11 protein-coding genes and 1 pseudogene are annotated in these 14,039 nt (G+C 40.8%); 1 reads left to right on the forward strand and 11 read right to left on the reverse strand.

Features of this window, described 5'->3' with window-relative positions:
- Positions 1-10 precede the first annotated feature (10 nt).
- The 10 genes from P4S61_RS12095 to P4S61_RS12140 all read right to left on the reverse strand — a co-directional run bounded on the left by P4S61_RS12095 (position 11) and on the right by P4S61_RS12140 (position 9,528).
- A complete protein-coding gene (locus P4S61_RS12095) occupies positions 11-736 on the reverse strand; it encodes a phenylacetate--CoA ligase family protein (protein WP_337118330.1) in 726 nt (241 codons plus the stop codon).
- Positions 715-1,257: a phenylacetate--CoA ligase family protein gene (locus P4S61_RS12100; protein WP_337118331.1), complete on the reverse strand. Its 543-nt coding sequence runs from the start codon at positions 1,255-1,257 to the stop codon at positions 715-717. The genes P4S61_RS12095 and P4S61_RS12100 overlap by 22 nt, the downstream gene beginning before the upstream one ends.
- A gap of 45 nt (positions 1,258-1,302) precedes the next feature.
- On the reverse strand, positions 1,303-2,124 hold the full coding sequence (locus P4S61_RS12105; protein ID WP_145235336.1) for an ABC transporter ATP-binding protein: 822 nt from the start codon (positions 2,122-2,124) through the stop codon (positions 1,303-1,305).
- 18 nt (positions 2,125-2,142) lie between these two features.
- The gene (locus P4S61_RS12110) at positions 2,143-2,688 is read right to left on the reverse strand and encodes a hypothetical protein (RefSeq protein WP_337118332.1); all 546 of its coding nucleotides are present in this window, start codon (positions 2,686-2,688) and stop codon (positions 2,143-2,145) included.
- On the reverse strand, positions 2,645-3,454 hold the full coding sequence (locus P4S61_RS12115; protein ID WP_337118333.1) for an ABC transporter substrate-binding protein: 810 nt from the start codon (positions 3,452-3,454) through the stop codon (positions 2,645-2,647). The genes P4S61_RS12110 and P4S61_RS12115 overlap by 44 nt, the downstream gene beginning before the upstream one ends.
- Before the next feature lie 96 nt (positions 3,455-3,550).
- Entirely contained in the window at positions 3,551-4,624 is a 1,074-nt protein-coding gene (locus P4S61_RS12120; RefSeq protein WP_337118334.1) for a branched-chain amino acid ABC transporter permease, read from the reverse strand.
- A gap of 68 nt (positions 4,625-4,692) precedes the next feature.
- Complete coding sequence (locus tag P4S61_RS12125; protein WP_337118335.1) at positions 4,693-5,586, reverse strand: branched-chain amino acid ABC transporter permease; 894 nt, start codon at positions 5,584-5,586, stop codon at positions 4,693-4,695.
- Positions 5,583-7,544 (reverse strand): long-chain fatty acid--CoA ligase, encoded by a 1,962-nt coding sequence (locus P4S61_RS12130; protein WP_145235344.1) that lies wholly within the window; start codon positions 7,542-7,544, stop codon positions 5,583-5,585. Before P4S61_RS12130 ends, P4S61_RS12125 begins: the two co-directional genes overlap by 4 nt.
- Positions 7,544-8,350 (reverse strand): ABC transporter ATP-binding protein, encoded by an 807-nt coding sequence (locus tag P4S61_RS12135; RefSeq protein WP_182717177.1) that lies wholly within the window; start codon positions 8,348-8,350, stop codon positions 7,544-7,546. The genes P4S61_RS12130 and P4S61_RS12135 overlap by 1 nt, the downstream gene beginning before the upstream one ends.
- Positions 8,351-8,490: 140 nt before the next feature.
- Positions 8,491-9,528: a DcaP family trimeric outer membrane transporter gene (locus P4S61_RS12140; protein ID WP_337118336.1), complete on the reverse strand. Its 1,038-nt coding sequence runs from the start codon at positions 9,526-9,528 to the stop codon at positions 8,491-8,493.
- Between the two features lie 181 nt (positions 9,529-9,709).
- Here P4S61_RS12140 and P4S61_RS22950 point away from each other — a divergent pair.
- Positions 9,710-13,248, forward strand: a pseudogene (locus P4S61_RS22950) (hybrid sensor histidine kinase/response regulator).
- On the opposite strand, the gene P4S61_RS12155 reads toward P4S61_RS22950, so the two are convergent.
- Positions 13,245-13,907, reverse strand: coding sequence for a response regulator transcription factor (locus tag P4S61_RS12155; protein WP_145235355.1), 663 nt, complete (start codon positions 13,905-13,907; stop codon positions 13,245-13,247). The pseudogene P4S61_RS22950 and the gene P4S61_RS12155 sit on opposite strands and share 4 nt — an antisense overlap.
- Between the last annotated feature and the right edge of the window lie 132 nt (positions 13,908-14,039).

The following is a 14,039-nucleotide window of genomic DNA, read 5'->3' on the forward strand; positions in this document are numbered from 1 at the left end:
TCTAATTGGGTTATCCGATGACTCGTTGATCATCAATCACTTTGCCATCATCAGCTAAGCTGCCTAGCTCGACCAACTCAACACTGCCATTTAATTTTGTGTATTGTTTTAAGTTATCTAGCAATACGCCGGTGAGTTCCAGTTTAGTTAGCTCTGATTGGTCTTGATCGTATTCACACAATAGCTGCATTTTGTCTTGATGATCTTGTAGCTTGACCACTAAGCGCATTTTCTTTATCCCCTTAACACTGAGCCTAATTCGCTCTATTTGTTGAGGATGAACAAACATACCTTTTATTTTCGTGGTTTGATCGGCTCTACCTAACCAACCTTGAATGCGCATGTTAGTCCGACCACACGCACTTTGCCCTGGCTTGATAGCCGATAAGTCACCGGTTGCAAAACGGATTAACGGATAATCAGTATTGAAACTTGTAATAACCACTTCACCAATCTCACCATCTGCGACTGGAGTGAGGCTGCCTGGGCGCACAATTTCGACAATTAAATCTTCAGCGATAATTAACCCATCGTCAGCAATGGTTTCATAGCCAATTAAGCCTACATCGGCACTTGCGTAAGCCTGTAAGGTGTTGATACCTTGTTGTTTAAATAACTCGCGCAGTTCATGAGATAATGCTTCTCCAGTCACCAGTGCTTTTTTGAGGCTGCTAACGTCACGTTTAGTTGCCTGCGCTTTATCCAGTAATATTTTTAAAAAGAGGGAGTGCCACAATAACCTTGCGGGTGTAAATCTTCTATTACGTCAAGTTGTTGATCTGTTTGCCCTGGGCCTGCGGGTATAACCACACAGCCACACGCACGCGCCCCTGAATCAAGAATAAAACCGCCAGGAGTCAAATGGTATGACAAACAATTTTGTACTAACTCACCTGCTCTAAACCCCGCAGCATAAAAGGCTTGGCCCATTCGCCACCAATCTTGCTGGCAATTTTCAGGGTCATAAATAGGCCCCGGTGATTGAAAAATTCGATTTATATGGCCACTTTTAGATGCGAGACCGCCAAGCGGAGGCTGTTGCTTTTGTATGTCTAAAAGGTCAGATTTTCTGGTGATCGGCAAAGTCGCTAGTTGTGAGCGAGTAGTGATATTCGTGGCATCAATGTTCGCTAATATAGCCTGATAATAGGGGCTGTTATTTTTTGCATAGGTAATAAAGTCAGCTAAACGGGACAATAAATTTTGTTCTCTGGTTTCAGAGTGTTGATGTTCATTGGCATGATAAAAATGGCTCATAATAGCTCCAGTAACATAGAAAAAGTAGAGAGATAGATAGGTTGATTACAACCAGCGTTTGCGACGTTTATATGACTTAAGATCTTTAAAGCTTTTACGTTCTTCGTTACCTCCACCGAGGTAAAACTCTTTTACATCTTCGTTGTTTAAAAGCTGCTCTTGTGTGCCATCTAATACAACTTTCCCTGATTCAATGATGTAACCATAATTAGCCGCTCTCAGTGCATAGTTGGCATTTTGTTCTACCAACAGCATAGTAATACCTTGATCTTGGTTAATCTTTTTTATGATTCCGAACACTTCTTTAACCAATAATGGCGATAACCCCATCGATGGCTCATCGAGGCAAATCATCTTTGGACGTGCCATTAATGCACGGCCAATTGCCAGCATTTGTTGTTCGCCACCTGATAAATACCCAGCTAAGCCTGTGCGTTCTTTTAAGCGAGGGAAATAGTGGTACACCATTTCAATGTCTTGATTTATTTGTGCGTCTTTGCGGGTAAAGGCGCCGAGTTTTAAGTTTTCTAGAGAGGTCATATCTTCGATGATACGACGCCCTTCCATAACCTGAAACAATCCACTGCGCACTACATCTTCGGCATTTTTATTGTCTATTCGTTCGCCCATAAAGGTAATGTCGCCTTTAGTGACTTCGCCATTTTCAGTTTTTAATAAGCCAGAAATGGCTTTTAAGGTGGTTGATTTTCCTGCGCCATTTGGCCCAAGTAGGGTGACTATTTCACCCTCTGGCACATCTAAACTAACACCACGTAAAACTTGGATGACTTCATCGTAAACAACTTCAATATTGTTAACGCTTAGAATTGGTGATGCAGGTTGTATTTTTATAGCTGCTTGTGACATAGCTAACTCCGTGAAAAATTAATAATTTATCAGCGGATGAAAATAACGAGATGCTTCATCCGCTGCTATGTTTAACGAGCTATTAAAACCTAACCACGCATCACGGCGCTCAATGGTTACCAGTGATAACTCTTCAACGACGACATTGCCTTCGTTATAGTTGCCTTTGTAAATGTAAACTTGGTTAGTGCCACGGTGATCTTGTTCACTCCAGTTGCCCGCAAGGCATACGCCTTCAAGTCCTGCTGGTGCCCAATCTTTACGGGCATACATGGCTTTTTTAATATTTTCACCGGTTATTCCGCCGTTATCTTTTGCCCATTCCATAGCCTCTTTCATAAAGAATGTTGAGCACACGCCACGAATGTAATGATGAACACGCTCTTCTTGGCCTGGAAGGTCTGATTGTTTTGAAATCTCCCTAACGAGTTTCATGCCAGGTACTTGATCAGTCCAAAACGGCGTCATAGCTGGAAATACATAATCTTTAATGCCTTCGCCCGCAGCTTGGAATATTTTTTTATCGCCCCCATATATTCGACATAAACTGAATATCGGTACCAACGGTGTTACATGATTTAACTAAAGACAATACTGAACCACCTAGATTGCCTATATATCCGTAATTTGAGCCTGAGCTTTTTAAGCTTAAACATTGCGCTTTAAAATCACCTGGTTTCATCGAAATAACAACCGCAGGTTGTACATCAAAGCCTAATTCGGTGGCGTACTCTGCACAGGCTTCTTTCGGTGCATTAGGGAAGGGGTGATTTGCACCAATATGAGTAAACTTAGGTTTGCCTTTGCCCCCCTTTTTTTGCCAGTCCTCAGCTGCCCACTGGACTAAACCGCGGCACGCATCTGAATAGGATGCGCCGTAAAAAAAGTTATAAGGAGCTGGTTTCTTTGTATGTGGGTTTTTACCCATAGGATCCGTTAAGTGGCCAGAGTAAGACGCTGAAAATACTGGTAGTTTATCTTTGGCTACAAATGAGATCAGTGCTTCGGTATCAGCGGTGCCCCAGCCTTGCATGGCAACCATGTTTTTACGCGAATGCCACTTTTTATAAGCGGCAATCGCTTGCGGCACTTTGTAAGCGTAATCAATTGTTTCATATTCGAGTTTAGTGCCATTGATGCCACCATTTTCGTTAATGTAAGCTAGGGAATCACGCACGCCGTCAGCGTAATTTTTACCAACAAAAGCTGTCGGGCCACTCATATCAGCTAGATGACCAACAAAGACTGAGTCTTCAGCGAATGTTTGTTGGCTGGTGCACAGCGCGCTTACTATTAATAGAGACGTTAATTTTGCCTTATGATTGTGCATAACTATTTCCTTTTTCTTTTTATGGCTAGATTGCCAATTATTTACGCATTAATGATGCTCATGTGTGTTGTATATGCTTAAGTTAGTGTCTATTGATTAGTACGAGAACGGGTAAAACTTCCAATAGTTTTTAATTTGTGCCCAGCGGTGTGCCATGCCTTGCGGCTCAAAAATAAGGAATAAGATAATCACTAAGCCAATGGCCATTTCTTTGATATAGGCCAGGCCATCAACCACCATAGGAATATTGCCCCAGTCGGTCATCTTCATTAAACCAACGCCGCTTTCGAGCACTTCAGGTAAAAACACCATAAATACCACACCCATTAAGGTGCCTTTAATTGAACCCAAGCCGCCGATGATGATCATGGCTAAAAATTGAATCGACATAAATAAGGTGAAGCCTTCGCCAGAAACATAGCCTAAGTAATGGGCATATAAGGCACCGCCAATACCGGCATAAAAAGACGATATACCAAAAGAGAGTAAGCGATATTTATTGAGCTTGATGCCCATGATCTCAGCTGATAGATAATGGTCACGTACTGCAACAAAGGCGCGACCATCACGACTGCGCATCAGATTACAGCCCCAAATATACATAATAACTAAGGCTGCTAAGGCGATATAAAAGAAGCTTTCATCGCTATTAAAAACAAAGCCAAATATACTAATTGGGTCGGCAGATGAGCCGGCAGAACCACCAGAAAACCAGTCAGCACGGGCAAAGAAGTCTTCTAAAATAAACTGCGCAGCCAGTGTGGCTATAGCTAAGTACAAGCCTTTAATTCTTGAGGCCGGTAAACCAAACATCATGCCTACAGCCATTGTTAAAAAACCAGCCAGTGGGATACACAGCAATACAGGAATACCAAAGGAGATATTGAGCCATGCTGATGCAAAAGCACCAAAGCCAAAAAATGCGCCATGACCTAATGAAATTTGTCCGGTGTAACCGACCAAAATATTGAGCCCTAGTGCGGCTATCCCTAAATATGAAATTTGAATAAATAGGGTTAGGTAATATGCATCGACTAAGTATGGCGCTGCACATAATAGGGCAATTGCGAAAATTGCCACATTTTTGATGGTTGTTGTTTCAAAAATTGTATTATCTTGTTTATAACTGGTGCGGAAATCGCCGCAGGGTCTCATGGTTAAACTCGACATAATAAACTCCTAAAATTTACCTTTATCTGCACTTGTTAGGCGCTATTGATGCACCTAAATCGGCTTGTTTAAATACGTTCAATATCTTTTGTGCCGAACAAACCGTATGGTTTGAACCAAAGGATGACGAGCAACACGTAAAATGGTGCGATGTCATACATATTGCCAACATGCAGATATTGGCTGTCGAAAAACTCAGCGACATTCTCTAATACACCAATGATCAAACCACCGACAATAGCGCCGATGATAGAATCTAAACCGCCAAGAATAACTGCAAGGAAAACTTTGATACCAATTAATGACAGTGAATTTGAAACCCCGTTTACCATGCCAATAACAATTCCAGCTGTGGCTGAAACCGTAGCAGCAATACCCCAGCTCATAGCAAAAACTTGTTTTACCGAAATACCTAAGCTTTGTGCAATCTGTTGATCAAAGGCTGTGGCTCGCATTGCTAAACCGTATTTTGAATGTTTAAAGAATAGATAGAAGGCAACCATAATTATTAAGGCGATTACGGTGCTCATTAAGTAAGCGGCTTCAATGTTCAAGCCAAATATTTGGATGCTATTAGTGGTAAATACTTGCGGGTAACTTTGCGCTGAAACACCAAAAATCCATTTCATCAAGGCTTGAAAAAAGATTGATAAGCCAATGGTGATCATGATCACTGAGATAATAGGTTCACCTATCATCGGGCGTAAAACAATCATTTGCAGCAGCACACCAAAGATTGCCATAAAGGCCATTGTCAGTAAAAAGCCCACTACAAAAGGCAGCTCTAAATAAATCAGTACTGCCCAGCATACCCAGGCACCCACTAATAAAAACTCACCTTGGGCAAAGTTTACAATTTGCGTTGATTTGTACACTAATACAAAGCACATCCCAACGACGCCATAGAGTAAGCCGACAATTAAACCATTGACGATTAGTTGAATTAGCAATTCAAAATTCATGAGACTCTCCGTGTTATGTTGATAGTGTTATCAGCAGCCGTGCAGGCTGTTTCGATCAGCGAAGTGACTTTAAGCTGGGTTTGAATACGGGTTTTAGTACCATCTTGAAATACCACCATGGTATCAATATCAACATTTTCCTTGTTGTCATAAATGGATGAAATAATGTCGCCATATTTATCCGCAATAACACTACGGCGAACTTTACGGGTTCGTGTTAATTCGCCATCATCGGCATCAAGTTCTTTGTAAAGTAATAAAAATTTATGGATTTTTTGTGATTCAGGAAGTGACTCATTGACGCGCATTATTTCTTCGCCAATTTTTTCGTACACTTCAGGCAGGGTTGATAAGTTGGTGTAGTTGGTAAACGACAGCCCTTGTTGCTCAGCCCATTTCGCAACAATACTAAAACGAATACAAATGATGGCTGATAGATAAGGCTTTGCTTTACCTAAAATAACGGCTTCGCCAATAAATGAAGAAAACTTAAGTTTGTTTTCTATATATTGAGGAGAATATTGTGCGCCGTCGCTGGTGCAAGCGAGATCTTTGATCCGATCAATCACCACTAAATGGCCAGACGGTTTAAAGTAACCGGCATCACCTGTTTGCATCCAGCCGTCAATCACGTCTTCATCATAGGCTTGTTGATTATTAAGGTAGCCACTAAACATTCCGACTGTTTTAGCAATAACTTCGCCAATACCGGCTTTATCGGGATTAATGACTTTAATTTGTGCATTATCAAACGCGACGCCAACACTGTCGTAGTCAACATCGGCTTCATGATGGATGGTGTAAGCTCCGCACATTTCTGTTTGGCCGTAGAGTTGGCGTAAAGGCACACCAATGGTTTGGAAAAACTTAAAGGTGTCAGGCCCCATCGCAGCTCCGCCGGTGGCAGCCGATTTTAAGAATGAAAAACCGAGTCGATCACGAAGTGCTTTTAGCAGTAGAATTTCAGCTAGCCATGATTTTTTGCCTGTTACTTGGCTTTGCTCAGCCAGCTTCATGGCAAAATTAAATAGCTTTCTTTTAAAAGGTGTTGAATCCATCATACGGGTTTGTACGTCAGCTAAAATGCCTTCCCATACCCGTGGTGCTAATAGTACAAAGCTGGGGCCAATTTCTCGTAGGTCAGCCATGAGTGTTTCTTGTTCTTCAACAAAATTTACAATTTGACGGGCGATCAGTGCTTGGCCAATTGCATAGACTTGCTCCATGATCCAAGGTAAGGGCAATACAGATACATAGTTGTCGCCAGCTTGACGCGGGTCAGCACGTAAATATGAACTACAGTGCTTAATAAAATTGCCACCATTGAGTAGGGCAATTTTGGGTTTTGATGTGGTACCTGAAGTGGTGCAGTAAATAGCAATGTCGTCAGGGGCTGAGGCATCTATCATGGCTTGATAACGATCAGGGTATGCTTGTTCGAGTTCTTGGCCCAGTGTGTATAGGGTATTGATATCTATAAGTCGCGAGTCGTTGTATTTGCGCATACCTCTTGGGTCGCAATAAACAATGAATTTTACTTGCTCTATGCCATCACCTAAATCAAGTAATTTATCGCATTGCTCTTCGTTTTCAGCAATCACAACGGTTGCGCCACTGCTAGCGAGTAAATAGATTACTTCGTCATGCATTGAATCTTGATAAATACCTAATGAATGGCAACGTAAAGCGTGAGCAGCAATTTCGCCCCATATCCATTCTGGGCGGTTATCACCAAGTAAGGCAATGGTATCATCTGTATTCACGCCTTTGTTACTCAACGCGAGCGACAACCACTTTACTTTATTGTTATATTCGGCCCAGCTGAACTCGTTCCAAATACCAAACTCTTTTTCTCGCATCGCCACCATATCAGGCCAATGCGTGGCATTGTGTTGTAGAATTTTGGGGAAGGTATTCAGTTCACCCATCTCAAAATCTTGATTGATTTGGCTAGTCATTAACTTACCTCCTCTAAGGTGGCTGGCTCTGCGTCGTCTTCAAGACCAAGGTAGGCACGTTTAACATAGGGGTCAGCCATGACTTCGTGTGGTAAACCAGAAATTAATTTTTTACCAAAATCCAGCACCATAACTTCATGAGAAATATCCATTACAACTCCCATATCATGTTCAATCATAACGACCGTAATACCGAATTCTTCATTTAAATCGAGGATGTATCTGGCCATGTCTTCTTTTTCTTCCAGATTCATTCCAGCCATTGGTTCGTCAAGTAAAATCAGTTTTGGGTTTAGAGCCATTGCACGAGCTAATTCAACGCGTTTACGAAGCCCGTAAGACAAGGTGCCAGCGATGGATTTTCTGATATGAGAGATCTCAAGGAAGTCGATCACTTCTTCTACTTTTCTACGGTGAGCGAGTTCTTCTTTTTGCGCCCCAGAAGCCCAATATAACGGCCCTGTTAACCAATTGTTTTTTAATAAGTGATGGCGACCAACCATAATATTATCGAGCACTGACATATGGCCAAATAAGGCTAAGTTTTGAAAAGTACGGCCCATACCTAAGTCTGCGCGGTCATTGGGTTTTAAGTGGGTAACATCTTGATCTGCAAAGGTGATTTTTCCACTGTTAGGTTGATAGCGGCCAGAAATGCAATTGAGCATTGATGTTTTACCAGCCCCATTTGGGCCAATAATTGAAAATACAGAGCCTTTAGTCACCGAAAAACTAACATCTGTTAAGGCTTTAACACCACCAAAGGCTAGCGATATTTGCTCTATATTGAGTATCGATGTTGTCATACTCATACTCCTAAATTTAACTGAGAATAAAAATGAATAACGAATGCGTTGAAAAATAAGAGGGGGTGAACCCTCTTTAAAATGTATTAACGGTTGGGGTCGTTATTACACACAACAAACATTAGAAAGTGTTCTGTCAGCTAGAGGATGTATCTCATTGTGGCTTGTAGGTAATTTGAATCTTTATCTAACTCATCAATTGAAAAGTTACCGACTTCAATACCCACTTCGAGTTCTTTAGTTAAGTTTTGAAAGAGGTTTATACCCCATTGCGTACGCTCACGATTGGATACATCTCCATCAACTTTGCCGTACAGCACGCTTGAACGCAGTGAATCATTCCAAAAATGACGATAGGCAACTAATACAGAGGTAATATCTTCAACTTCTTCACCATAGAGATCTTTAACAGCCGCAGCCCCTACATAGCGGCCTAAATCACCTTTATGAATTTGTAGGCGTAAGTCATCTTTTCCTGTTGTTTTAATTCGTGCCGCAACAGATGCGCCAAAGGCGCTTTCAGTGTTACCTGATAAGGTATGTAATTGCCGTGCTAAGCCAGAAATAGAGACATTGCCCCAATCACCTTTGATGTTATAGCGTGCGATTAAATCAGGAATATTATCGTTTGCGGTATCGCCCCAGCTCTCAGGATTTTCAATGGATACTTGGAAGTTGCCCATGTTATAACGTACTTGTCCTTGACGAATAAATACTAGACCTGTTGTTGCGCCAGCAAAATCGGCAGTTTCAGGAATTGCGCTAGTATTCATAAAGGTTGACCAAGTTTGGCCAACAGTGAGATCTTTGTAGTTTATAAAAGCATGTCGGATGCGCGGGTTAGCTGAGTTAGAGACAATTTCATTACCGCCGCCGCCCCAAAAATCCATTTCGATGAAGCCTGTTATCTCGCCGTGTTGGTATTTAGTATTGAAACGGGTTTCGTTAGCAAAGATACGAAACTGGGATGCGTCTTCTTCTAAAGCAATGCCATCACCAATCCAGTAATCACGATAGGCAATGTCACCGTCAACGTATCGTGCATCAATTTTAATGTAGCCACCGAAGGTTAATTTATCGTTTTCAGTTATGTTGATCTCGTAGCCTGCCAGTGCGGATGTACTGGCAGTAAGAAAAGCAGATGTAAGCAGTAATTTTTTATATTGTGTGTTGAACATCGACCAAATTCCTTTGTTATTATGTGTGATTCATACTAGGTGAGTCGAAAAAATCAACAATTGTAAATAAGGGCTAGTACCTTGCGCTTAGTCCTTTAGTCCAATGTTATATGCTGTGTTTTACGGGCAAAGTAAGCATTGAAAATAATAATAAATACAATTTGATACAAAGAAGAGCGCGATGTTTTCTAATTGGTTGTTGGTTAGTGTAAGTATTGGTTACATTAGTTTGTTATTTCTAATTGCCCACCTTGGGGGCAAGTATCGACATAAGCTAGTTGCCAAACAGCATGCTATTATTTATGCCTTATCATTAGGGGTTTACTGTACGTCTTGGGGGTTTCTAGGTACTTCAGCGCAGGCGGCAAATAGCTCTTTTTCTTATATTTCGGTTTATTTAGCCCCTATTTTATTATTTATATTTGCTTGGCCTTTTATTCAGCGGATCATAAAAACCTGCCTCAAACTCAAAAGTACTTCCATTGCTGATTTACTTTCGGCTCGGTTTGGTAAATCACAAAGCTTAGCCTTGTTGGTAACGTTAGTGGCCATGATTGGCACCTTGCCTTATATTGCTTTGCAGCTTAAAGCGATTGTTTACTCTTATAAAATTTTACAGCAAAGCCAAGATTTTCCGATTTGGCAATTAGGTTTAATCGTTAGCCTGATTTTAGCTGGATTCACCATTATCTTTGGCATTCGAACTATCGATGTAACAGAGCGTCATCCTGGCGTCATGATAGCGATTGCCTTTGAATCGTTAGTTAAACTGATCGCTTTTTTACTTGTTGGCTTATTTGTATCATTTGTTATTTATGATTCCCCCGCTGATATTTGGCAAAAGTCACAAGATTACGTGTCCTTATCGCAGCAGTTTGAAAGCTATAACCTAGTAGGTATGGTGGGTTTATTGATCATCGTTATGTCGGCTTTTTTATGTTTACCAAGGCAATTTCAAGTTATGTTTGTTGAGATTAAAGAACAAAAAACCAGTAATTTAGCGCGCTGGTTATTACCTCTTTATATTTTGGTATTCGCTTTTTTTGCAGGTCCCATAGGCCTTGCTGGCACATTAAATTATGGCCAGTCTTTAGACCCTGATGCTTATGTTTTATTTTTGCCCGCCTACAACGGCCAACAGTGGCTGTCGTTATTTGCGTTTTTAGGGGCGGTTTCTGCGGCAAGTTCAATGGTGATTGTATCGACCATTGCATTGAGTACTATGCTCAGTAACGAAATTGTTTTTCCGTTAATTTTTAAATTAGCGCCTCGTAAGCACCATGACTTTTTACACTTTCAATCCCGATTATTATTGATCCGTAAAATCTTAGTCGTTGTAGTTATTGCGCTTAGTTATTGTATGTTATTAGTTTCTCCACCTGATACGCTGGCATCACTTGGTGAGGTTGCGTTTGGCGCGATTGCGCAAATAGGGCCTGCATTGGTTGCTGCTTTTTTTGGCGAAGAGCGACTCAAAAGGGCGTTTTTTGGGGCATGTTTTGTGGTTTCTCTATTTGGGCACTGTTTAATTTATTACCACAGCTTGGGTTTTATGCACACCCGTTAAGCAATACAAATTGGCCTGCTACAACGGTGGCTACCTTGTTTGGCTTGGCTATTAACCTTATTGTGCTGTTTATTGTTTCTCAGCTTACTCGGCAAAATATTCGCGAAGAAATGCAGAGTAAATATTTCTATGAAACCGATAATAAACAAGATTCACATCTGCCTAAACAACCAAAAATAGATCGTCAGGAACTCGAGCTGTTAATTGCTCGCTTTATTGGTCAAGACAAAGCAGCCGAGTGCTTTGCTGAATTTAATCAATCACATAAAATTAAAAAGCATAAAACCTATAATGAGGCTTTATTACTGCATGCAGAGCAGACATTAGCGAGTGTAATGGGCTCGGCATCAGCCAAATTGGTGATTTCTTTTGCTTTGGCTGGGCGTGATATCGCATTTGATCAAGTTGCTAAAATTGTTGAGGATAACTCTACTCAACAACTTGAATTTAGTCGTTCAGTATTGCAAGGAGCGATTGAAAATACCAGTGAAGGGATCTCTGTGATAGATGCTAATTTGAATTTAGTAGCATGGAATAAGCAGTATCTAGATATTTTTAATTACCCTAAAAATTTAATCTATATTGGTTGCCCAATTAGCCAGTTGATCCGCTTCAACCTTAGCAATCAAAATCGCTATATACATAATATTGAGGGGCAGGTTAATAAACGTCTTGAGTACTTAAAAGCCGGTAGTAAGCATAAATCAGAGCGAAAGTTAGCCAATGGTAAGGTGCTGTTAATTGAAGGGAACCCAATACCAGGTGGAGGATTTGTGATGATTTTCTCAGATATTACGGAGTTTCGCCGAGCAGAAAATTATTTAAAAGAAGAAAACACCGATCTTGAAAGTCGTGTTCTTGCGCGCACGACAGAATTAGAACTAGCAAACTTAGAGCTTGAAAAAGCCAATCGAGAACTCGCTGATGCAAGGTTAAAAGCAGAGCAGGCTCATTTGAAAAAGAGTCAATATTTAAGAGCCTGTAGTCATGATCTTTTGCAACCATTGTCGGCTGCTCGGTTGTTTTCTTCTGCGGTATGTTTGAGCCCTAGAGTGTCAATACAAGAGCGTGAGCAAATTAAGAAAATTGATAATTCGTTAGAGATAGCAAATAACCTATTACTTGATTTAAATGAAATTGCGCGGATTGAAAGTGGCAATATCACCCCTGTTTTCAATGACATTGCACTGGAGCGGGTATTTAGTATGTTGCATTCGGAGTTTTCTGCCTTGAGTAAAGATTATAAAATTGATTTTCGCTGTCACTCAAGTCAATTATTTATCCGCACAGATCTAACTTTGCTAACGCGGATTGTGCAAAACTTTTTAAGTAATGCATTTCGCTATGCAAATAACGGTAAAGTATTGCTGGGTTGTCGTCGTAAGGGCAATTACTTAAGTATTCAAGTGATTGATAACGGACCTGGCATCCCCGAAGATAAGCAGCAAGAAGTATTTGAACAATTTACACAATTATCGACGCAATTGATTGGCCCTAAAGGCTTGGGGTTGGGTTTAAATATTGCACAAAGCCTGGCTAATATTCTTGAGCATAAGGTTGGCTTGGTATCAGAGCCTGAGCATGGCTGCTTGTTTAGCGTTGAAGTACCGATTGTAAACCGTGTACAGCAAACAAAGCCGACACTTGCCCCTAAGAATATGACTTTGCAAGGAGTTGGGGTGCTTTGTATTGATAACGAAAAAGATGTTATTGCAGGTATGACCGAGCTTTTAACAGCCTGGAAATGTCGTGTATTTACCGCGACAACCGCAGCCGAGGCGTCTGCACTTTATAAAACACATGAAGATGAAATTGATATTCTCTTAGTTGATTATCAACTTAGTGCTGAACCAATGTTTCCCGCTAACCCTTTGCATATTGTAACAGTAGACTACTCTGAGCGACAGGAGCAAAAGCCTCACTCGGAGCATCTTGATGGCTGTAATGGCATTGAATTAATCAAGCGTATTCGAGCAATCAGCCAGTATCCATTACCTGCGATTTTAATCACCGCAACAACTGATGAGTTAGTGCAAGTACAGGCAAAGCAAGCCGATATTGGCTATTTGCGGAAAATCATCAAGCCCGTCGCATTACGGGCGTTGATGAGTGCTTTATTAACTAAACAGCTAGAAAAAAATTATAATAGTTAATGGCGATGAAAAGGTGAAAGTGATGCTTGTGCCAGTTGCTGCTCGTTTAATAAAATCACGGCTTGAGTACGACTTTTTACCCCAAGTTTTAAGTATATTGTGCTGGCATGGCTTTTGATTGTAGATTCAGACAAGCTAAGTTCGTAGGCGATTTGTTTATTTAACAAACCATCGGCAAACATGTGTAATATTTTATGCTGTTGGGGCGTTAATGTTGCTAACTTTTCTGCTTGCTGTTGCTCTGGCGTATTTTTATTGTGATCATCGGTGGGTGTCCATAGTTTGCCTTGTAGCACATCTTCTATTGCTTTTATCATCTCAGGGACGGGAGTTGATTTAGGTATAAAGCCTGCAGCACCCAGGCTCATCGCTTTGCGTATGGTATCAGGCTCTTCAAAACCTGATACTACAATCACCCCTATTTCAGGATACAGCTCACGTATATTACTCAGCGTATTAAAACCCTGTGCACCCGGAATATCAAGATCGAGCAAGATCAGATCAACATCTGTGGTGTTTGCTAATTTGTGCTCTAATTCGGGAATTGTTTCGGCTTCAAGTAGGCAAGCATTATTAAAGCTTGATTCCAGCATAAGTAATAGTGCTTGTCGAAACAGCGGGTGATCGTCTGCAATTAAGATTTTTGTGTGTGTTGTCATTTTATTTCTAACCTAATGTTTAGATTAATGATCTTTTAGTTTCATCAATTGTTTTTTGATTGAATAGTGTTCGTTGTCTTGAATAAAGTAACGCTATTATAAAATAATTCAATAATAATAAACCTAAATAGC

Source organism: Pseudoalteromonas sp. B160 (assembly GCF_037162485.1).
GTDB classification, from domain to species: Bacteria; Pseudomonadota; Gammaproteobacteria; order Enterobacterales; family Alteromonadaceae; genus Pseudoalteromonas; species Pseudoalteromonas rhizosphaerae.